Here is a 19991-nt window from a genome sequence, read left to right as displayed (position 1 = left end):
GGGCCGACGGGAGGACTCCGGCCCTCCCCCGTGGCCGGCCGACGGCCGCGACGGCCCGGCGCCGCCGGGCGCCCCAGGTTCACCCCCCTGACGCGCCTCGCCGGCCGGGGCCCCCGCGAACGGAGGCCATTGGTCCAGACCTGCCGAGAGGTTCGCACAACCCCCATGCCCCGTCAAGGCTTCTCCACCCGCGGCGATCGATCGCCATGTACGCGCCCAACCTGCGAGGACGCCCGGCCCGATCCACCCCAACCGTGATCATCCGTGACGGTTCTGACAGTTCGTCAACGCCCGAACACCTCGGCCAGATCGTACGAAACCGGCTCCTCCAGCTGCGCGTAGGTGCAGCTTCCCGGCGTCCGGTCCGGCCGCCAGCGGCGGAACTGCGCGGTGTGCCGGAACCGGCTCCCCTCCATGTGGTCGTACGCCACCTCGCAGACCCGCTCGGGGCGCAGCGCCACCCAGGAGAGGTCCTTGCCGCCGGTCCAGCGGCTCTGCGCACCGGGCAGCCGGGCGTCCGCGTGCGCCGACTCCTCCGCCCAGGCGGCCCACGGGTGTCCCGACACGTCGTCCATCCGCAACGGCGCCAGCTCCTCGACGAGTTCACGGCGACGGGCCATCGAGAACGCGGCGCACACGCCCACGTGCTGCAGCCGGCCCGAGTCGTCGTTGATGCCCAGCAGCAGCGAACCGACCACCGGACCGCTCTTGTGCTCACGGTAGCCGGCCACCACGCAGTCGGCGGTGCGCCCGTGCTTGACCTTGAACATGGTCCGCTCCCCCGGCCGGTACGGCTGGTCCAGCGGCTTGGCCACGATCCCGTCCAGCCCGGCGCCCTCGTACTGCTCGAACCAGGTCCGCGCGAGCTCGCGGTCCGTGGAGGCGGACGCGGTGAACACCGGGTCGCCCGCGCCCGCGAGGGCCTCCACCAGAGCCGGGCGACGCGCCGACAGCGGCTCCTCCAGGAGCGAGGTGTCGCCGAGCGCGAGCAGGTCGAAGGCCACGAAGGAGGCCGGCGTACGCTCCGCCAGGGTGCGCACCCGGGACGCCGCCGGGTGGATGCGCTCCAGCAGCTCCTCGAAGCGCAGTCGGCCGTCCCGGGCGATCACCACCTCGCCGTCCAGCACGCAGCGCTCCGGCAGCTCCCGCCGGAACGCCTCGACCAGCTCGGGGAAGTACCTGGTCAGCGGCTTGCCGGTGCGGCTGCCGAGCTCCACCTCGTCCCCGTCACGGAAGACGATGCTCCGGAAGCCGTCCCATTTGGCCTCGTACTGCATACCGGGCGGGATCTCGGCCACCGACTTGGCCAGCATCGGGGAGACCGGCGGCATCACGGGCAGGTCCATGGCTCCTCCATGGCTCCGATCCTCACCCGCACGGCGCCGGGGCGCGCGGCGAGCGAGTACCGGGGCGGGAGCCTGTGCGGCGCCGGAGCGCACGCCGGGCTCGGCGGATGCCGGGGCGCACACGGCTCGCTCGGCGGATGCCGGGGCGCACGGCGGGCGCGACACGCTTAGCGTGAGAGGCATGGGATCGGCCGTGGAACTGGATGTCGCCGGGCGCAGCGTACGGCTGTCGAACCCGGACAAGATCTACTACCCCGAGCGCGGCTTCACCAAGCTCGACGTCGCGCAGTACTACCTGGCCGTCGCCGAGGGCGTGCTGCGCGGGCTGCGCGACCGGCCGACCACACTTCAACGCTTCCCGGACGGCGTGGAGGGCGAGTTCTTCTACCAGAAGCGGGCGCCCAAGGGCCTGCCCGACTGGCTGCCGACCGCCCGGATCGCCTTCCCCAGCGGACGCTCCGCCGACGAGATCTGCCCCACCGAACCGGCCGCCGTGCTGTGGGCGGCCAACCTCGGCTGCCTCACCTTCCACCCCTGGCCGGTCCGCCGCGACGACACCGACCACCCGGACGAGCTGCGCATCGACCTCGACCCGCAGCCCGGCACCGACTTCCACGACGCCGTCCGCGCCGCCCACGAACTGCGCGCCGTGCTCGACGAATTCGGGCTGCGCGGCTGGCCGAAGACGTCCGGCGGGCGCGGCCTGCACGTCTACGTCCCGCTCGAACCGCGCTGGACCTTCACCGACGCCCGCCACGCCGTGATCGCACTCGGCCGGGTACTGGAACAGCGGATGCCCGACAAGGTCACCACGGCGTGGTGGAAGGAGGAGCGCGGCGAACGGATCTTCGTCGACTACAACCAGATGGCCCGCGACCGCACCATCGCCTCCGCCTACTCGCTGCGCGCCCGACCGCGCGCCACCGCCTCCACACCGCTGCACTGGGAGGAACTCGACGACGCCTCGCCCGAGGACTTCGACCTGCGCACCGTCCCCGCCCGCTTCGCCGAGGTCGGCGACCTGCAGGCCGGGATGGACGGCGAGGCGTTCGGCCTGGAAGCGCTGCTGGAGCTGTACGAACGCCAGACCCACGACGAGGGCCTCGGCGAACTCCCCTACCCGCCCGACCACCCCAAGGCTGCCGGCGAACCGGCCCGCGTCCAGCCGAGCCGGGCCCGCAGGACGTGAGCCGGTGGGGGAGGCCCGGGTGGAGGGGGTGACCTGGGTGGAGGGGGTGACCTGGGTGGAGAGGCGGGGTCCGGGTGGAGAGGTGGCCCGGGCGCGTCGAGCGCGGGCGGCCCGCCTAGACTCTCGGGCAGAATCGATCTTGCGCGAACTTGCGCGCGGGAGCGGCGGGGACCGGGGGCACGGGGATGAGCGAGCGCGGACTGCGGGAGATACTCCTGGACGCGGCGGGCGGGCTGTACCCGCCGGCTGACGGGACCGTGACCGTGGTGCCACAGCCGTCGGCGCGGGACGTCGGGGTGATGTCGTTCTCGGCGCACGCCGTGGTCTTCACCGACGAGGACCCGGAGTGGGTACGCACCACGCTGGCCGTCGTGCCGTCGGACCCGCTCGCGGCGCCGCTCTGTCTCCCGTTCCTGACCGCCTTCGGCGCGCGCACCGGGCGTACCGTCGGCAACATCGACATGGTCACCGTCGCCGGACGGCTGCCCGGCGACCCGCCGCTGGCATTGGAGCCGATCGAGGACCCGGAGCACCCGCGGATCGCCCGTGCGCTGCGTTACCGGGACGACGTCCGTGCCTGGGCGGTGCCCGGCGGTGTCCTGGCGCTGGGCCGCGGGGTGGCCGGCCGCTGGGAGTGCTCGATCGAGGTCGACCCGCAGGCGCGGGGCCGGGGACTCGGCCGGGCCCTGGCCCTCAGCTCCCGGCACGTCCTGCCGGACGGCGACTGGATCTGGTCGCAGCAGGCACCGGGCAACGCCACCAGCGTCCGGGCCTTCCAGGTCGCCGGGTTCCGCCCGGTCGGCGCCGAGGTCCAGCTCGTGGCAGGGCGGCCGTGACTGTGGGCGGGAGCGGGGACGGGAGCGGGAGCCGGGGCGGGAGCGGGAGCGGGAGCCGCAACGGAGGCACCGGCGGGAACGAGGACGGGGACGGGATGCGAGCGTTCATGATCACGCGAATGTTCATGGCCATGGAAGCATTCACGTGAACGGCAACATTCACGATCACACCAACATGAGCATTCACGTGAACGATGACGCGAACGTGAACGTCAACGCAGGCATGAACGGCAACGCAAGCGTGAACGGCAACGCAAGCGTGAATGGAAGCCCAAGCGTGAACATCGACCTCGTTGTCCCCGCCGACGTCCGCACCCGCCTGGCCGTACGCTTCGGCCCGTCCGCCGAAGCGTGGTGCGACGCCCTGCCCGAGCTGGTCGCCGGCCTCGCCGACCGTTGGGGCCTCACCGTGCTGGCGTCCGGCGGCGGCGGGACGGCCCAGGTGTTCCGTTGCGCGCGGGTGGACGGCACCGCCGCCTGGCTGAAGCTGACCCCGGACGCCACGGTGGCCGCGGAAAAGGCGACCGCCCTCGGAACGTGGGCCGGACTACCCTCCGTGGTCGGCCTGCTCGGGTACGAGCCGGAGGCCGGCGCGCTGCTGCTCGCGGACGTCCGCCCCGGCACGCTGCTGCGCGAGCGCGGCTGGCAGCCCGCCGACCTCGGCGACCTGCTGACCGACCTTCGCGCCGCCACCCCGCCGGCCGACTCCACGATCCTGCGACCACTGCGCGAGCGGGTCGACTTCCTGTACGGGCTCACCGAGCGCCGCGCACCGGGCCGGGTGCCCGCCCGCGTCCGCGCGTTCGCGCTGGAGCTGGCGGACTCCGGTCCGCTCGCGCTGGTGCACGGCGACCTCCACCCGGCCAACGTCCTCGCCGGCCCGGCCGGTCCGGTGGCCATCGACCCGCGCCCGGCGCTCGGCGACCCGGACTTCGACCTGGTCGACTGGGCCATCGAGGGCATCGCCGGCCGCGATGCCCTCGACCGTCGCATCGCGGAGCTGTGCGCGCTCGTCCCCGGCGCCGACCCGGACCGGGTGCTCGCCTGGTGCCGCGCCCTGGCGCCCGTGGTCGCCGTCCCGCGCGCGGCCGCCGGCCGCCGGGACGAGCGGACGGGGTTCCTGTGGGAACTGGCCGGCCTGGAGGGCTAGGGCCGGCCCCACCCGGCACCGGCCTGCCGCCCACACACCCGACGTTCACCACCCGACGTTCACCACCCGACGTTCACCACCCGACGCTCAGGAGCAGCGCGCCCAGCAGCCCGAGCACGATCGGCCCGAACAGCCCCAGCAGCAGACAGAGCCCACCCGCGCCCCGGGCCCTCGCCCGGAAGGCCGTGACCCGCCCGAAGGCAAAACCCCGGGACGCCAGGCCTGACAGGATCGCGCCCACCGACACCAGCGCCAGGCACAGCGTCGGCAGCATCAGCGCCCGAGCCGTCCCGCCCGGTCCGCCCGGTCCGACCCGGTGGCAGTACGCGCCCTCACACTGCACCGGTATCCGCGCGCCGACCTCGACCCGCGGATCGACGTGCACGAGCTCGGCGTGCACGAGCTCGACGTACACGAAGGCGGCAACCGTCTCCCCCACCCAGGGTTCGTCGGGTCGGAAGCCACCCGCGCACTCCCCGGCCGGTGTGCCGGACCGGTCCGGGGCACACTGCTCCACGCTCATCAGTCCCGGGGTCCCCACCAGCCGGGTGGTGTGGGGGAGGTCGGCGCCGGCGCCCAGCACGACCGGGACCACGAGGGCCAGGCAGACCAGCGCCGCGGCGGCCAGCACGGCCGACCGGGTGAACCGTACGATCCGCACCGCGGTGGCCGCGGTCACCGGCCGAGCCCGGAGCTGATCAGTGCGGCGACGAGGGCGAGCAGGGCGCAGCCGGCCAGGGTGATCGCGGTGCCGACGGCGATGTTCTCGGGCCGGGCGGTCCGGGTGACGGGGCGGGCCAGGGCGAGGACGAGGTAGCCGCCCGTCGCGGCGACCGCGAGGGAACCCAGGGCCAGAGCGCCCTGGAACAGTCGGGTGCCGAGCGGGCCGGCCGTGTACCAGAGCCGTTCACCGGCGGCCACCGCGCCCCAGCCGCCCAGGCCGCAGAGGAGCAGCCCACCCGTCAGGAGGCCGAGTGCCACCACCAGTGCCCGCCGGATGTCCGGGTCCATCAGCCACCCCCGCCGTCACGCGTGTCGCCGCCCGTCACCTACCACCCGGTGGGACGCGCGACACCGACGGGCGGTTTCGACCGGGGGCATTCACGCCCCCGGACCGGCGCACCCTCACCCGCCCGCGCCGGTCGATCCGTCAGGCAGCCCGCTCAGGTCAGCCATTCGAACGGGCCCGCGCCGTCAACCCGTCGAACGGGCCCGCATGGGCCACCCGGTCGGACGGGCGCACGCCGGCCGGCGCGGCTCAGGCCGTTCCACCGACCGGCGCGGTGGCCGCCAGGATCCTTACCGCCTCGGAGATCTGAGCGTCCGTCAGGTCGCCGCGCGCGGTGAGCCGCAGCCGGGAGATGCCGTCCGGCACCGACGGCGGGCGGAAGCAGCCGACGGCGAGCCCGGCGCGGCGGCAGTCGGCGGCCCAGGTGACGGCGGCCTCGGGGCCGGGGGCGAGGACCGAGACCACGGCGGCGTCCGGGGTGCTGGCGCGCAGTCCGGCGGCGGTGAGGCGCTCGGAGAGGAGGCGGGCCACCTCGCGGGCGCGGTCGGCGCGGTGCGGTTCGGCGCGCAGCAGGCGCAGCGCGCCGAGGGCGGCGCCGGCGGCGGCGGGTGCGAGGCCGGTGTCGAAGATGAAGGTGCGGGCGGTCTCGACGAGGTGGCGGACGACCCGGCGCGGTCCGAGGACGGCGCCGCCCTGGGAGCCCAGCGACTTGGAGAGGGTGACGGTGGCGACGACGTCGGGGTGTCCGGTCAGTCCGGCCGCGGCGAGGGCGCCCGAGCCGCCGGGGCCGAGGACGCCGAGCCCGTGCGCGTCGTCCACCAGGAGTGCGGCGCCGTGGGCCCGGGCGGCGTCGGCGAGTGCGGCGAGGGGTGCGGCGTTGCCGTCGACGGAGAACACCGAGTCGCTGACCACCAGGGCCCGTCGCTGGGCGCGCTCGGCGAGGGTGTGCCGTACGGCGCCGGGGTCGGCGTGCGGGGCCCGGTGGACGTCGGCGCGGGCGAGTCGGCAGCCGTCGATGAGCGAGGCGTGGTTGTAGGCGTCCGAGACGATGAGCGTGTCGGGGTCGGTGAGCGCGGTGAGCGCGGCCAGGTTGGCGGCGTACCCGGAGGAGAAGACGAGGGCGGCCTCGACGCCGCAGAACTCGGCGAGTTCCTGCTCCAGTTCGGTGTGCAGCGCGGTGGTCCCGGTGACCAGGCGGGAGCCGGTGGCGCCGCCGCCCCAGCGCAGGGCGGCGTCGGCGGCGGCCCGGGTCACGGCCGGGTGCCGGGTCAGACCGAGGTAGTCGTTGCTCGCCAGGTCCAGCACCGGGTCCTCGGCGGGACGGCTGCGCAGGGTCCGGGTGAGGCCGGCCCCGGCCCGCAGCTCGGCGGCCTCGTCGAGCCAGTCGAAGACGGCCTCCGGGGCGGTGGTGTGCTGCGACGACGTACCGGGAGCGGTGCTGTGGGCCATGGTCCGCACTCTGGCACGCCCCGCACCGGCCGGGCAATGTGCGGCTGCGCACACACTCGATCACGCTGTTTCGTCGTGTTCCGAGCCGCTGCCCGGGACGACCGGTTCGAAACGCCACCCGGCACGGGTGGTCACCCGCCGAGCAGCCCCGGACAACCCCGAGCAACCCCGGCCCGGCCCCGAGCAGTCCCGAGCAAGCCGAGCGCCCCGAACAGCCCCGAGCCACCCCGGACGCACCACCCCCCACCGCCCCCCGGCGTCCCGGCGGCCGCCCCCAGCTTTGCCCGGGGTGTGCGGGAGCAGGCAAGATGGGCAGGTGACCCTCCTTGACCTGATGCCGAAGCCCGCCACTCCCGACGCGTTGTACGAGACGTTCGCCGCCTGGGCGGAGGAGCGCGGCATCACGCTGTACCCGGCGCAGGAGGAGGCGCTGATCGAGCTGGTCTCCGGGAACAACGTGATCCTGGCGACGCCGACCGGCTCCGGCAAGAGCCTGGTGGCGGCCGGCGCGCACTTCGCGGCGCTGGCCGAGGGCAAGCGGACCTTCTACACCGCGCCGATCAAGGCGCTGGTGTCGGAGAAGTTCTTCGACCTGTGCAAGGTGTTCGGCACCGAGCAGGTCGGCATGATGACGGGTGACGCGTCGGTCAACCCGACCGCGCCCATCATCTGCTGCACGGCCGAGGTGCTGGCACAGATCGCGCTGCGGGACGGCGACCGGGCCGACATCGGCCAGGTCGTGATGGACGAGTTCCACTTCTACGCCGAGCCGGACCGCGGCTGGGCCTGGCAGATCCCGCTGCTGGAGCTGCCGCAGGTGCAGTTCCTGCTGATGTCGGCGACGCTGGGCGACGTCCGCCGGTTCGAGGAGGACCTGACGCGTCGTACCGACCGGCCCACCACCGTGGTCCGTTCGGCGACCCGCCCGGTGCCGCTGTTCTACGAGTACCGCCGCACCACGCTGCACGACACCCTGGAGGAGCTGCTGAAGACCGGTCAGGCACCGGTCTACGTCGTGCACTTCACCCAGAAGGAGGCGGTGGAGCGGGCGCAGTCGCTGATGAGCATCAACATGTGCTCGAAGACGGAGAAGGACGCCATCGCCGCTCTGATCGGCAACTTCCGCTTCACCACCAAGTTCGGCCGCAACCTGTCCCGTTACGTGCGCCACGGCATCGGCGTGCACCACGCGGGCATGCTGCCCAAGTACCGACGGCTGGTCGAACGGCTCGCCCAGGCAGGTCTGTTGAAGGTGATCTGCGGGACGGACACGCTGGGCGTCGGCGTCAACGTGCCGATCCGCACGGTGCTGTTCACCGCCCTGTCCAAGTACGACGGGGTGAAGGTGCGCACGCTGCGCGCCCGGGAGTTCCACCAGATCGCGGGCCGCGCGGGCCGGGCCGGTTTCGACACCGTCGGCCAGGTGGTCGCCCAGGCGCCCGAGCACGTCATCGAGAACGAGAAGGCCGTCGCCAAGGCCGGTGACGACCCGAAGAAGAAGCGCAAGATCGTCCGGAAGAAGGCCCCGGAGGGCTTCGTCGGCTGGACGGAGGAGGGCTTCGAGAAGCTGATCGCCGCCGACCCGGAGCCGCTGGTCTCCCGGTTCAAGGTGAGCCACGCGATGCTGCTGTCGGTGATCGGGCGGCCCGGCAACGCCTTCGAGGCGATGCGCAAGCTGCTCACCGACAACCACGAGGACCGCGCGGCGCAGCGCCGGCACATCCGCTCCGCGATCGCCATCTACCGCTCGCTGCTGGAGGGCGGCATCGTCGAACGGCTCCCGGAGCCGGACTCCGAGGGCCGGATCGTGCGCCTGACCCTGGACCTCCAGGAGAACTTCGCGCTCAACCAGCCGCTCTCCACCTTCGCGCTGGCCGCGTTCGAGCTGCTCGACCCGACCTCGCCCTCGTACGCGATGGACGTGGTCTCGGTGGTCGAGGCGACCCTCGACGACCCGCGCCAGATCCTCGCCTCGCAGCAGAACAAGGCGCGCGGCGAGGCCGTCGGCGAGATGAAGCGCGACGGCATCGAGTACGAGGAGCGGATGGAGCGGCTCCAGGAGATCACGTACCCGAAGCCGCTGGAGGAGCTGCTCACCCACGCGTACGAGGTCTACCGGCGGGCGCACCCGTGGATCGGCGACCACCAGCTGGCGCCGAAGTCGGTGATCCGCGACCTGTACGAGCGCGCGATGACCTTCACCGACTACGTGGGCTTCTACGAGCTGGCGCGCACCGAGGGCATCGTGCTGCGCTACCTGGCGAGCGCGTACAAGGCGCTGGAGCAGACCGTCCCCGAGGACGTGAAGACGGACGACCTCAAGGACGTCATCGCCTGGCTGGGCGAACTGGTCCGCCAGGTCGACTCCAGCCTGCTGGACGAGTGGGAGCAGCTGGCCAACCCGACCGAGCCGCAGGCCGCCGAGGTGACGCTGGACGCGAAGCCGGCGCCGGTGACGGCCAACGCGCGGGCGTTCCGGGTGCTGGTGCGCAACGAGATGTTCCGCCGGGTGGAGCTGTGCGCGCTGGAGCACTACGACGCGCTCGCCGAGCTGGACGGCGAGTACGGCTGGGATGCGGACCGCTGGGCGGACGCCATGGACGGGTACTGGGAGGAGTACGACGACCTGGGCACCGGTCCGAACGCGCGCGGCCCGAAGATGCTGATCATCGAGGAGGAGGACTCCGCCTGGCGGGTCCGGCAGATCTTCGACGACCCGGAGGGCGACCACGACTGGGGCATCAGCGCCGAGGTCGACCTGTACGGCTCGGACGAGGAGGGCCGCGCGGTCGTGCGGGTCACCGCGGTGGACCGCCTCGGCGGCTGAGCCCTCCCAGGCGCGCCGACACCGAAACGGCACCGACACCGAAACGGCGAGGCGGCCCCGGATGACCGGGGCCGCCTCGCCGTTCGCGTACCTGTCGCCGTTCACGCGCCTGTCCACGCTCGCGTATCACTCGCGTATCAGGCGCCGTTCACGCTTCCGGTATCGCTCACGCTCCCGGCACCGTTCACACGTCGGCGAACGCTCACGCCTCGACGAACGCTCACGGCCACGCCACCATTCACCAATCCGAGACCATTCACCGATCCAGGACTATTCACCCAAACATCACCATTTGCCCGAACAGCACCATTCACGGATCAGTGAACGCTCACGCACCCGCCACCATTCACGTCCCGCACCCGCACCCGCGCACCCCTCACGTCCAGATGAACGGAGCCCCCGCCGAGTACGAGAGCGCACGGGTGGCGTCCTCCAGCGGCTGCTCGGGTGCGGCAGGGGGGCTGGGCGGGACGGCGAGCGGAGTGGTCGGGGTGCCCGGGGCAGCCGGGGTGGCCGGGGCGGTGGTGGCGCCGGCACTCGGGCTCGCCTGGTTCTCGGCGAAGCGCGAGCTGGCGACGGTCACGTAGTGCCGGACGGCCTCGATCCGCGGCGCCGTCCCGGGCTTGGCGGTGGCACCGGCGCTCGGCGCGGGGGCCGGCGTGGCGTCCGGGAGGATGAAGGCGACCGAACCGGGCTTGGCCTTGAGCGCCTCGGCGGCCTTGGCGGCGGCGGTCTCGTCGGCGAACCGCAGCACGGTGACACTGCTGAGCACCGGCTTGTCCACGCCGGTGAAGCTGACGGAGAGGTAGCCCTGGCAGCCGCTGTCGCGCAGCGGGTCCTGGTTGCGGTCCTGGAGGGCCTCGGCGCAGTCCTGGCCCTGGCGGGCGCCGGAGCGCTTGCCCTTGTAGGCGCCGACCTCGATCAGCCGCTGGGCGGGGAAGTAGGCGTCGACGTTGAGGCTCTCGGGTTCGGTGACGGTCCGCGGCGGCGGGGTGCCGATCACCAGGGGCGTCTTGGCGGCGTCCTTGCTGGACGGGCCGAGCCCGGGTATCCAGTCGCCGGGGTGCGGGCGGGTGATGATCCAGCCGCCGGCCGCGACCACGCCGACCACGACCAGCCAGGCGACGGTCCGTCGGGGGCGGCCGATCCTCCTGGGCCGGTACGCCCCGGACGGCTCGTACGCCCCGGACGGCTCGTCGGTGCCCTGGTCAGCCGGTGGCGGGGTGCGGTCCCCCTGCGTCGTCATGGCGGAGATTCTATGCAGCGAACGGGTGGCCCGGATCACGTGGGCCACCCCGGAACGATCACCGCCCGCCGCCCCGGAACGACGACCCGCCGCCACCCCCTCCCGCACGCCGGGAGCGGCCCCGCGGCACGCGTGACCTGGGACGTGACCTGCGCCACTACGGTCTGCGGCGACACTGTGACAACTCGCACATCCTCCGGCGGATCTTCTGGCGGGTTCCCTCTGGCGCCGGTGGACGGGCAGCAGGCAGGATCGGGCGCATGGATCTGCTCGATACCCTCACCGCCAAGGGCCTGCGTGGCGAAATCCCCACCCGGGAGGAAGCGCTGGCCGTCCTGGCCACCACCGACGACGACCTGCTGGACGTGGTCGCGGCCGCCGGGCGGGTTCGCCGGCAGTGGTTCGGCCGCCGGGTGAAGCTCAACTACCTGGTGAACCTGAAGAGCGGGCTCTGCCCGGAGGACTGCTCGTACTGTTCGCAGCGGCTGGGTTCCAAGGCCGAGATCCTCAAGTACACCTGGCTGAAGCCGGACCAGGCCGCCGAGGCCGCCCGGGCGGGTGTCGCCGGCGGCGCCAAGCGGGTCTGCCTGGTCGCCAGCGGCCGCGGCCCGACGGACCGGGACATCGACCGGGTCTCCGACACGGTGGCCGCCATCAAGGACGCCGACCCGGCCGTCGAGATCTGCGCCTGCCTGGGCCTGCTCTCCGACAACCAGGCCGAGCGTCTGCGGGCGGCCGGTGTCGACGCGTACAACCACAACCTGAACACCTCCGAGGGCACCTACGGCGACATCGCCACCACCCACACCTACGCGGACCGTGTGGACACCGTGCAGAAGGCGCACGGCGCGGGCCTGTCCGCCTGCTCCGGCCTGATCGCGGGCATGGGCGAGAGCGACGAGGACCTCGTCGACGTGGTGTTCGCGCTGCGCGAGCTGGGTTCGGACTCGGTGCCGGTCAACTTCCTGATCCCGTTCGAGGGCACCCCGCTGGCCCAGGAGTGGAACCTCACCCCGCAGCGCTGCCTGCGCATCCTGGCGATGGTCCGCTTCGTCAACCCGGACACCGAGGTGCGGATCGCGGGCGGGCGCGAGGTGCACCTGCGCTCCCTCCAGCCGCTGGGCCTGCACATCGCCAACTCGATCTTCCTGGGTGACTACCTGACCAGCGAGGGCCAGGCCGGCCAGGCCGACCTCGACATGATCAAGGACGCGGGCTTCGAGGTCGAGGGCGCCGGCGAGGCCACCCTGCCCCGGCACCGGGCCGACGTCGCGGCCACGGCCGGCGGGTGCGGCACCGGCGCCGACACCAGCACCGGCCACGGCGCGGGCGGCTGCGGCCCCTGCGGCGGACACTCCGGCTCCGACGACGAGGCGGGCACGGACGCGGGGGCCGAGACCACCGGCCACGGCGCGGGCGGCTGCGGCCCCTGCGGCGGACCGGCCCTCGCCCCGGTGACCCACGACAACGACGAGCTGCGCAGTGACCTGGTCCGGGTCCGCCGCCGCGGTGCCGGCACCGAGCTGGCCCCGAACGCCTGACGGAACCGACCGGAGGAGCACGCACGATGGCCCAGCTGTCCCCGCAGTCCCTGCTCGCCCTCGACCGGGCGCACGTCTGGCACCCGTACGGCCCGATGCCCGGCACCGTGGCCCCGTTCGTGGTGGAGTCCGCGTCCGGGGTGCGGCTGCGGCTCGCCGAGCCGGTCGCCGGGCACCGTGAACTGGTCGACGGGATGTCGTCCTGGTGGGCGGCGATCCACGGGTACGGGCACCCCGTCCTGGACGAGGCGGTGCGGGACCAGCTGGGCCGGATGAGCCATGTGATGTTCGGCGGGCTCACCCACGAGCCCGCCGTCCGGCTGGCGAAGACGCTGGTGGACATCACCCCCGAGCCGCTGCGGCACGTGTTCCTGGGCGACTCGGGGTCGGTGGCCGTCGAGGTCGCGATGAAGATGTGCCTGCAGTACTGGCAGTCGGTGGGCCGCCCGGAGAAGCGCCGGCTGCTGACCTGGCGCGGCGGCTACCACGGTGACACCTTCCACCCGATGTCGGTGTGCGACCCGCAGGGCGGCATGCACCACCTGTGGGGCGGGGTGCTGCCGGGGCAGCTGTTCGCGCCGCAGCCGCCGGCCGGCTTCGACGCGCCGCTCGACGAGGAGTACGCCGCGCGGTTCGACGAACTGATGGAGCGGCACGCGGACGAGCTGGCCGCCGTGATCGTCGAGCCGGTGGTCCAGGGCGCGGGCGGGATGCGCTTCCACTCCCCCGCCTACCTGCGGATGCTGCGCGAACTGTGCGACCGGCACGGCGTGTTGCTGATCTTCGACGAGATCGCCACCGGGTTCGGGCGCAGCGGCGCGCTGTTCGCCGCCGACCACGCGGGCGTCTCGCCGGACGTGATGTGCCTGGGCAAGTCGCTGACCGGCGGCTACCTGACGATGGCGGCGACGCTGTGCACCGCCGAGGTCGCGGACGGGATCAGCCGCGGCGAGATGCCGGTCCTGGCGCACGGGCCGACGTTCATGGGCAATCCGCTGGCCGCGGCGGTCGCCAACGCCTCGATCGAGCTGCTGCTCGGCCAGGACTGGACGCTGGAGGTCAAGCGCGTCGAGGCCGGTCTGCGGGACGGGCTGGCGGGCGCGGCCGAGCTGCCGGGGGTCCGGGACGTCCGGGTGCTCGGCGCGATCGGCGTGGTGCAGCTGGACCACCCGGTGTCGATGGAGGCCGCGACCCACGCGGCGGCGGAGCAGGGCGTGTGGCTGCGCCCGTTCCGCGACCTGATCTACACCATGCCGCCGTACGTCAGCGGCGACGAGGACGTGGCGCGGATCTGCGCCGGTGTGACGGCGGCGGCGGTGGCCGGATGAGCGTCCTGTTCGTGACCGGCACCGGGACCGAGGTCGGCAAGACGGTGGCCACGGCCGCCGTGGCCGCGGCCGCGCTGCGGGCGGGCCTGCGGGTCGCCGTGCTGAAGCCCGGGCAGACCGGGATGGGCCCGGGCGAGGCCGGGGACGCCGCGGAGGTCGTCCGGCTCGCCGACGCGGGCGGGCCCACCGGCCGGCTGACCGTCAGCGAGCTGGCCCGTTACCCGGAGCCGTTGGCCCCGGAGAGGGCCGCCCGGCGCTCGGGGCTCCCGTTCCTGTCCCCCGACGAGGTGTCCGCCGAGGTCATCCGGCTCGCGGCCGGTCACGACCTGGTGCTGGTCGAGGGCGCCGGCGGGCTGCTGGTCCGCTACGACGACCGGGGCCGGACGCTGGCCGACCAGGCCCGGGCCGTGCTGGACGCCGGGCTGGACGCGCGGTTCCTGCTGGTCGCCTCGGCCGGACTGGGCACGCTCAACACCACCACACTGACCGCGGAGGCGCTGCACGCCCGGAAGCTCGACCTGTGGGGCGTGATCGTGGGCTCCTGGCCCGCCGCCGCGGACCTCGCCTCCCGCTGCAACCTCGCCGACCTGCCCGAGGCCGCCGGCGCCCCGCTGCTGGGCGCCCTGCCGGAGGGCGCGGCCGGCGCGGCCGACTTCCCCGCCCTGGCGCTGGCCTCGCTGGCCCCGGCCCTGCACGGCCACTGGGACGCGGCCGCCTTCGCCGCGGCGCACCCCGCCTGACGCGGCCGCCTCCGTCACCGCACGCCCCGCCCGACGCGGCACCGGCGCGGATAGGCTCACGGGCATGACGAAGCGCGAGTCACGGACCGGGGCCGAGTTCGTGGTGGTGACCACGACGCACGAGAGCGAGGCCAAGGCCCGCGAGCTGGCCGGTGCCGCGGTACGGGAGCGACTGGCGGCGTGCGCCCAGTGCTACCCGGTGCGGTCGGTGTACTGGTGGGAGGGCGAGGTCCGGGACGAGGCGGAGTGGCGGGTCGACCTCAAGACCCGGGCCGAGCTCACCGGTCCGCTGACCGCTTTCCTGAGCGAGCGCCACGACTACGACACGCCCGAGGTGGTCGCCGTGCCGGTCATCGCGGGTTCCCCGGACTACCTCGCCTGGGTCGCCGCGGAGACCGGTCCGGCGGACACCGGCCCGGCGCGGCCCGGCCCGGCGTAGCCCCGGTCCGGGGGCCGGCGCCCACCCGGGTGACCCGCCGTCCCGTCGGCCGGGCCGTCCGGCGCGTCAGCCCGGGCGGGCCGGGGCGGCGCTGTCAGGCTGTCCGTCGATCAGGTGCCGGTCGGTCCGCTCGCCGGTGCCCCGCGCGACGTGAGGAAGCCGCCGATGCCCCGGTTGCCCGTTCTCCGGCTACCCGTCCGCCGACCGCACGCCCTCCGGCTGCCCGTCCACGGGCTGCCCCTCCGCCGACCGGCGGCGGTGATGACGGCCCTGTTCCTCGCCCTGGCCGGCTGCTCCGGCTCGGACTCCGGCAAGGGCCCGGTCACCTCCCGCTCCAGTGCCTCGGTGCCCGCCGACGAGTCGGCCGCAGGCGGCCCGCTGGTCGGCGACCCCTCGCTGATCCCCGGCGAGCAGTCCTGCGCCACGGCGGAGGGCAACGCCCCGTGGTTCCCCACCATCGCCGCCTTCGAGGTGCACGACTCCGCCCGCACGCACCTGTACGCCTGCGCGCACTTCCTGGGCGCGTCGTCGGACAACCAGGTCTTCGCGCACGGTTCGGACCAGGTCTACGTCACGCCGTACAACATCGTGGACCGCGGGCCGGATGAGCTCTACGTCTACGGCGGCGGCTACGGCGACGACCCGGCGGCGTCCGGCTCGTTCGTCTCCCGGGTGGAGCCCGGCACCTTCAACGAGGTGTGGCGGCGGGTGCTCATCAACACCGACGCGACCGACGAGTGGAACTACCCGGGCGTGCTGAACACCCTCGCGGACGGCAGCCTGGTGGTGGTCTACGGCTACCACATCGCCCGGATCGACCCGGCCACCGGCACCGTCCTCGCCCGGACGACGCTGCCCACCGGCCTGTCGGCCCCGCGGGACACCGCCTACAACGGCTACGACGCGCTGCCCGACGGCACCATCATCGCCAAGACGGTGAACCGGCAGCCCGGCTGCACCGAGCAGGGGTTCAGCGCCTTCCTGAACTGCCCCGATCCGACGGCCGTGCCGCCGTCGGTGATGGTGGCGATCGACCCGAAGACCCTCCAGGTGCTGTCCCAGGTGACGCTGCCCGAGATGATGGGCGGCCGCGTCACCACGACGGTCCTCAACGGCACCCCGGCCATCTATCTGCCCGGCGCGACCAAGCTCTACCGCTACACCTACCAGGGCGGCACCTTCGCCGCCGACCCCGGCTGGGGACCGGTGCCCTACCTGCAGGACGGGCAGACGGCGGCGTCCGCGATGGCCGTGATCAACGACTACGTCGTCACGATGACCAACGGCGGGAAGCCCACCCCGACCCCGATGAGCGTGGTCGCGGTGGACCAGGCGGACTCGTCCAAGGTGGCGAACGTCCAGCCGTTCGCCACCAGCGGCACCAAGAACAGCTTCATCCCGTCGATGGTCTCGGTCGACCCGGAGAACAACCGGGTGTACGCGATGGACGCCGGCGCGGGCAAGCTCGCCGGGATCGACCTCACCGACGGCACGCTGTCGGTCGCGTGGACGCAGGACCAGACGACGCTCAGCTTCACCACTCTGATCGGGCCGAAGGACCAGCGGGTCCTGATCGGGACGGACATCCCGGTGAAGTTCTTCCAGGGGCTCAAGAAGTACGAGACGGAACAGGTGGTGTGGCGCGACGCCGCGAGCGGCGACGAGCTCGCCCGCTCCAGCCAGTTCCCGAAGATGACCCAGGGCATCCTGGTCACCCCGGGCTACGCCGGACTGCAGTACTTCCTGACGGCCGACGGACATGTCATCGGCCTCCAGGTCGGGCCGAAGCCCGCGTCACCCTCGCCCACGCCGGCCTCACCCACCTCGTCACCGGTCTCACCGACGTCCACGGGCACGGGCGCGGCCTCCCCCTAGAAGTCCCCGCCGGGCCGTCGGCTCCAGGACGTCAGCCGTGCTCCGGCAGCGGCTTGACCCAGCGCGTCCACTGGGGCTGCGGCCCGTACCCGACGGCCCGCCAGGTGCCGCGGCCCACCTCGTTGTCGTCGAGCACCATGGCGTCCGCCCGCCGGCCGCCGAGGGCGGCGAACCGTTCCTCGGCGGCGGCCAGCAGGGCGCGCCCGATGCCCAGGCGGCGGTGGCCGGGGTCGACGGCGAGGCGGTAGAGGTGGCAGCGCCAGCCGTCCCAGCCGGCGATGACCGTGCCGACGAGCGTGGCCCCGGCACCCGGGTCTTCTCTCGCCTCCGCCGTCGTCAGCTCAGCGAGGATCAGCGCCTGCGGGTCGCGCGCCAGCAGCGCGGCCACCCCCTCGGCGTCGTCGGTGATGCTGGTGCCGGTGGCCGAGGACGCCCAGAAGGCGAGTACGGCGGGGATCTCGTCGGCGCGCGCGGGGCGCAGCGTGATGCGTTCGCTCATGCCCCGGTTGTCTACCAGCGGCGCCGCCGGGCCCGCCGGGAATTTCACCCGTCGAAACGGCCACAGGCCACAGGCGACAGGCCGCAGCCACCGACGACGGCTCAGCTCAGACGCCACACCGTGGTGCGCTTGCGGTCGGCGTCCTCCAGGTCGGCCACCGTCGGCACCTCGTACACCGCCAGCGCGGTGAACCGTTCGCGCGGCAGGTACGCCCGGCCCGGGTCGCCGACGATCACCGTGGCGCCGCGCGCCTGCGCCCGCCGGAGGAACGGCAGGAAGCGGGCGGCCATCTCGCGCTCGTAGAACACGTCCCCGGCCAGCACGACCTCGGCGGGGGCGCCGTCGCCGTCGAGCAGGTCCGCGACCTCGGCGTCGACGCGGACGTCGTTGGCCTCGGCGTTGATGGCGATGGCGGCCACCGCGTAGGCGTCGATCTCGGCGGCCCGTACGGAGGCGGCGCCGCGCAGGGCCGCCGCGATGCCGACCAGTCCGGAGCCGGCCGCCAGGTCGAGCACGCTGCGGCCGGCGACCAGGTCGGGGTGGTCCAGGACGTAGCGGGTGACGGCCATGCCGCCGGCCCACGGGAAGGCCCAGAACGGCGGCGGCAGGCCGATCTCGCCGCGTTCGGACTCGGTGGTCTCCCAGAGGGCGATCGCGTCCTCCGCCATGTGCAGCCGGACCTCGGGGACGAACGGCACGGCGGCCAGGCGGGTGCTCCCGTGCACAAAGTCCTTGTCCGACAATACGGTTGAGCCAGGACGAAGGGTACGAACATCACTCGGCATGCCCGCAGCATAGACCGATTCCGGCAGCCGTTCCGCCTCCCTCCGGTCTCCCCTCCGGTCTCCCCTCCGCCCGCCCTGCTCCGCCCGTCCCCCCAGCTGTCCCCGACCGCACCCCGGCCGCCCCTGGGGCCGTCCCGCGGCCCGCCGTGGCGCCCGATTCCACGGCCGCTCACGGGTCCTCCGTACCTGGTCGATTTCGGCGGATTGCACCCCGGATCACGCACTGCCACCCGCCGCGTACCATTTCGATACCGAAGCCGGGGTGAGCTGCGAAGATGCTCGCCCGCCGGGCCCGGGCCCGGGTAGCATCCGGCATGCCCCCGGCCACGGCCCAGGCGGTCCAGCGCTGCCGTGCCGCGTTCCGGGCGGCGGACTCTCGCGGGCCCTCCGGGGCGGCGGGTGCGTCAGGGTGTGCCCAGTGTGGTGCACTCGGCGCACCGGGCACGTCCTCCGGCGGCGTCCGCGGCATCGGACCGCGCGCCAGAGCTGTCGCGCGAACGGCGAAGGGCAGCGTCTTGGCGGATCGGCTCACCGGAGGAGACTCCTCACTGCTGCGGCGGATCAACGCGGCGGTCACGCTCCGGGCGTTGCGGGCCGGCCAGTCGGTGACCCTCACTCAGCTGGTCGGGGACACCGGACTGTCCCGGCCGACGGTCGAGGGCGTGATCGAGGGTCTGGTCGAGACCGGCCTGGTCGCCGAGGTGGAGCAGCCGCAGAACGGCGGCGGGGCGGGCGGCACCGGGCGGCGCGGGCGGCCGGCCCGGTGGTTCCGGTTCCGCGCGGAGGCCGGGCACATCCTGGGCATCGAGATCAACGTGCATGACGTCCGGGTGATCCTCGCCGACCTGACGGGTGAGGTGGTGGGCACTCACTTCAAGCCGGTGGAGGAGACCCTGGACGCGGAGGAGCGGCTGTCCGCGGTCCGCGCCGTGGTCGCCGAGGTGCTGCGCAAGGCCGGCATCTCGCGCGACAACCTGTGGGCGGTGGGCGTCGGCACCCCCGGCATCGTCGACCGGGACGGCACCGTCCAGCTCGGCACCGCGATGCCCGGCTGGACCGGCCTGGACCTGGGCGCCCGGCTGCGGCGCTCGTTCCGCTGCCCGGTGCTCATCGAGAACGACGCCAACCTGGCCGCCATCGCCGAGCACTGGCAGGGCGCGGCGGTCGGCGCGGACGACGTGGTGTTCGTGATGGCCGGGCTCAGCCCCGGCGCCGGCTCGCTGATCAACGGCCGGCTGCACCGCGGGTACGGCGGCGCGGCCGGCGAGATCGGCGCCCTGCACCTGCTCGGCCAGGAGGTTTCCCCCGAGCGGCTGCTGTCCACCACCGGCAAGCCGCTCGACCCGCTGGACGAGGCGGCGGTGGCCCGGGTGCTGCGCCTCGCCCGCGAGGGGGACGAGGTCGCCCGGGTGGCGATGGACCGCTTCCTGGCCCGGCTGGTGCACGACGTGGCGGCGCTGGTGCTGGCGATAGACCCGCAGTTGGTGGTGGTCGGCGGCTGGGCGGCCGGTCTGGACGGCGTGCTGGAGCCGCTGCGCGAGCGCCTCGCCCGGTTCACCCTGCGCGCGCCGGAGGTCGCGCTGGCCGCGCTCGGCACCGAGGTGGTGGCGATGGGAGCGCTGCGGGTGGCGCTGGACCACGTGGAGGAGCAGCTGTTCGCGGTCGACCCGCCGGCGGGCGGCGGCCGGTAGTCCGGCCGCCGCTGGCCCGTTCGTCCACACACCGGCCGCCT

17 protein-coding genes are annotated in these 19991 nt (G+C 73.8%); 10 read left to right on the top strand and 7 right to left on the bottom strand.

Annotated features, from left to right (window positions below; translation table 11 throughout):
• Positions 1 to 284: 284 nt before the first annotated feature.
• A complete protein-coding gene (locus ACWEQL_RS01595; RefSeq protein WP_452148106.1) occupies positions 285 to 1346 on the bottom strand; it encodes an ATP-dependent DNA ligase in 1062 nt (353 codons plus the stop codon).
• Positions 1347 to 1527: 181 nt separating this feature from the next.
• Between ACWEQL_RS01595 and ligD the strand changes: the two genes are divergently transcribed.
• The 3 genes from ligD (at position 1528) to ACWEQL_RS01580 (ending at position 4521) form a co-directional block, all read left to right on the top strand.
• Positions 1528 to 2535: a non-homologous end-joining DNA ligase gene (ligD, locus tag ACWEQL_RS01590; RefSeq protein ID WP_452148105.1), complete on the top strand. Its 1008-nt coding sequence runs from the start codon at positions 1528 to 1530 to the stop codon at positions 2533 to 2535.
• A 185-nt stretch (positions 2536 to 2720) separates the two neighbouring features.
• A complete protein-coding gene (locus ACWEQL_RS01585; protein ID WP_452148104.1) occupies positions 2721 to 3371 on the top strand; it encodes a GNAT family N-acetyltransferase in 651 nt (216 codons plus the stop codon).
• A gap of 277 nt (positions 3372 to 3648) precedes the next feature.
• Complete coding sequence (locus tag ACWEQL_RS01580) at positions 3649 to 4521, top strand: aminoglycoside phosphotransferase family protein (protein ID WP_452148103.1); 873 nt, start codon at positions 3649 to 3651, stop codon at positions 4519 to 4521.
• A 73-nt stretch (positions 4522 to 4594) separates the two neighbouring features.
• Here ACWEQL_RS01580 and ACWEQL_RS01575 read toward each other — a convergent pair whose 3' ends face one another.
• The 3 genes from ACWEQL_RS01575 to ACWEQL_RS01565 form a co-directional block, all read right to left on the bottom strand.
• Positions 4595 to 5200, bottom strand: a complete 606-nt coding sequence (locus ACWEQL_RS01575) for a hypothetical protein (protein WP_452148102.1) — start codon at positions 5198 to 5200, stop codon at positions 4595 to 4597.
• Positions 5197 to 5532, bottom strand: a complete 336-nt coding sequence (locus tag ACWEQL_RS01570; RefSeq protein ID WP_452148101.1) for a hypothetical protein — start codon at positions 5530 to 5532, stop codon at positions 5197 to 5199. The genes ACWEQL_RS01575 and ACWEQL_RS01570 overlap by 4 nt, the downstream gene beginning before the upstream one ends.
• Before the next feature lie 247 nt (positions 5533 to 5779).
• Positions 5780 to 6979 carry an 8-amino-7-oxononanoate synthase gene (locus tag ACWEQL_RS01565; protein ID WP_452148100.1) on the bottom strand — a complete coding sequence of 400 codons (1200 nt, stop codon included), beginning with the start codon at positions 6977 to 6979 and terminating at the stop codon, positions 5780 to 5782.
• Between the two features lie 334 nt (positions 6980 to 7313).
• Here ACWEQL_RS01565 and ACWEQL_RS01560 point away from each other — a divergent pair, with 334 nt between their 5' ends.
• Positions 7314 to 9806 carry a DEAD/DEAH box helicase gene (locus tag ACWEQL_RS01560; RefSeq protein WP_452148142.1) on the top strand — a complete coding sequence of 831 codons (2493 nt, stop codon included), beginning with the start codon at positions 7314 to 7316 and terminating at the stop codon, positions 9804 to 9806.
• A 376-nt stretch (positions 9807 to 10182) separates the two neighbouring features.
• Here ACWEQL_RS01560 and ACWEQL_RS01555 read toward each other — a convergent pair whose 3' ends face one another.
• Positions 10183 to 11052, bottom strand: coding sequence for a hypothetical protein (locus ACWEQL_RS01555; protein WP_452148099.1), 870 nt, complete (start codon positions 11050 to 11052; stop codon positions 10183 to 10185).
• A 260-nt stretch (positions 11053 to 11312) separates the two neighbouring features.
• Here ACWEQL_RS01555 and bioB point away from each other — a divergent pair, with 260 nt between their 5' ends.
• From bioB to ACWEQL_RS01530, 5 genes are all read left to right on the top strand, one after another.
• On the top strand, positions 11313 to 12593 hold the full coding sequence (gene bioB / locus ACWEQL_RS01550) for a biotin synthase BioB (protein ID WP_452148098.1): 1281 nt from the start codon (positions 11313 to 11315) through the stop codon (positions 12591 to 12593).
• Positions 12594 to 12619: 26 nt separating this feature from the next.
• Entirely contained in the window at positions 12620 to 13921 is a 1302-nt protein-coding gene (locus ACWEQL_RS01545; protein ID WP_452148097.1) for an adenosylmethionine--8-amino-7-oxononanoate transaminase, read from the top strand.
• Positions 13918 to 14661, top strand: a complete 744-nt coding sequence (bioD, locus tag ACWEQL_RS01540) for a dethiobiotin synthase (RefSeq protein WP_452148096.1) — start codon at positions 13918 to 13920, stop codon at positions 14659 to 14661. The genes ACWEQL_RS01545 and bioD overlap by 4 nt, the downstream gene beginning before the upstream one ends.
• 64 nt (positions 14662 to 14725) lie before the next feature.
• The gene (gene cutA, locus ACWEQL_RS01535; protein ID WP_452148095.1) at positions 14726 to 15100 is read left to right on the top strand and encodes a divalent-cation tolerance protein CutA; all 375 of its coding nucleotides are present in this window, start codon (positions 14726 to 14728) and stop codon (positions 15098 to 15100) included.
• A 165-nt stretch (positions 15101 to 15265) separates the two neighbouring features.
• On the top strand, positions 15266 to 16975 hold the full coding sequence (locus ACWEQL_RS01530) for a hypothetical protein (RefSeq protein WP_452148094.1): 1710 nt from the start codon (positions 15266 to 15268) through the stop codon (positions 16973 to 16975).
• A 31-nt stretch (positions 16976 to 17006) separates the two neighbouring features.
• On the opposite strand, the gene ACWEQL_RS01525 is transcribed toward ACWEQL_RS01530, so the two are convergent.
• Both ACWEQL_RS01525 and ACWEQL_RS01520 read right to left on the bottom strand, forming a co-directional pair.
• Positions 17007 to 17474 carry a GNAT family N-acetyltransferase gene (locus tag ACWEQL_RS01525; RefSeq protein WP_452148093.1) on the bottom strand — a complete coding sequence of 156 codons (468 nt, stop codon included), beginning with the start codon at positions 17472 to 17474 and terminating at the stop codon, positions 17007 to 17009.
• A 101-nt stretch (positions 17475 to 17575) separates the two neighbouring features.
• The gene (locus ACWEQL_RS01520; protein ID WP_452148092.1) at positions 17576 to 18199 is read right to left on the bottom strand and encodes a class I SAM-dependent methyltransferase; all 624 of its coding nucleotides are present in this window, start codon (positions 18197 to 18199) and stop codon (positions 17576 to 17578) included.
• A 575-nt stretch (positions 18200 to 18774) separates the two neighbouring features.
• Here ACWEQL_RS01520 and ACWEQL_RS01515 point away from each other — a divergent pair.
• Positions 18775 to 19950: an ROK family protein gene (locus ACWEQL_RS01515; RefSeq protein ID WP_452148091.1), complete on the top strand. Its 1176-nt coding sequence runs from the start codon at positions 18775 to 18777 to the stop codon at positions 19948 to 19950.
• Positions 19951 to 19991 lie beyond the last annotated feature (41 nt).

It is taken from the genome of Kitasatospora sp. NPDC004240 (assembly GCF_053603215.1).
This window is presented reverse-complemented; position numbering and strand designations above follow the sequence as displayed.

Bases quoted from the DNA above. Each gene is read 5' to 3' on its own strand.
- ACWEQL_RS01555 (WP_452148099.1), bottom strand. From the start codon at position 11,052: ATGACGACGCAGGGGGACCGCACCCCGCCACCGGCTGACCAGGGCACC.
- ACWEQL_RS01530 (WP_452148094.1), top strand. From the start codon at position 15,266: ATGCCCCGGTTGCCCGTTCTCCGGCTACCCGTCCGCCGACCGCACGCC.
- bioB (WP_452148098.1), top strand. From the start codon at position 11,313: ATGGATCTGCTCGATACCCTCACCGCCAAGGGCCTGCGTGGCGAAATC.
- ACWEQL_RS01560 (WP_452148142.1), top strand. From the start codon at position 7,314: ATGCCGAAGCCCGCCACTCCCGACGCGTTGTACGAGACGTTCGCCGCC.
- bioD (WP_452148096.1), top strand. From the start codon at position 13,918: ATGAGCGTCCTGTTCGTGACCGGCACCGGGACCGAGGTCGGCAAGACG.
- ACWEQL_RS01545 (WP_452148097.1), top strand. From the start codon at position 12,620: ATGGCCCAGCTGTCCCCGCAGTCCCTGCTCGCCCTCGACCGGGCGCAC.
- cutA (WP_452148095.1), top strand. From the start codon at position 14,726: ATGACGAAGCGCGAGTCACGGACCGGGGCCGAGTTCGTGGTGGTGACC.
- ligD (WP_452148105.1), top strand. From the start codon at position 1,528: ATGGGATCGGCCGTGGAACTGGATGTCGCCGGGCGCAGCGTACGGCTG.
- ACWEQL_RS01595 (WP_452148106.1), bottom strand. From the start codon at position 1,346: ATGGACCTGCCCGTGATGCCGCCGGTCTCCCCGATGCTGGCCAAGTCG.
- ACWEQL_RS01585 (WP_452148104.1), top strand. From the start codon at position 2,721: ATGAGCGAGCGCGGACTGCGGGAGATACTCCTGGACGCGGCGGGCGGG.
- ACWEQL_RS01525 (WP_452148093.1), bottom strand. From the start codon at position 17,474: ATGAGCGAACGCATCACGCTGCGCCCCGCGCGCGCCGACGAGATCCCC.
- ACWEQL_RS01565 (WP_452148100.1), bottom strand. From the start codon at position 6,979: ATGGCCCACAGCACCGCTCCCGGTACGTCGTCGCAGCACACCACCGCC.
- ACWEQL_RS01570 (WP_452148101.1), bottom strand. From the start codon at position 5,532: ATGGACCCGGACATCCGGCGGGCACTGGTGGTGGCACTCGGCCTCCTG.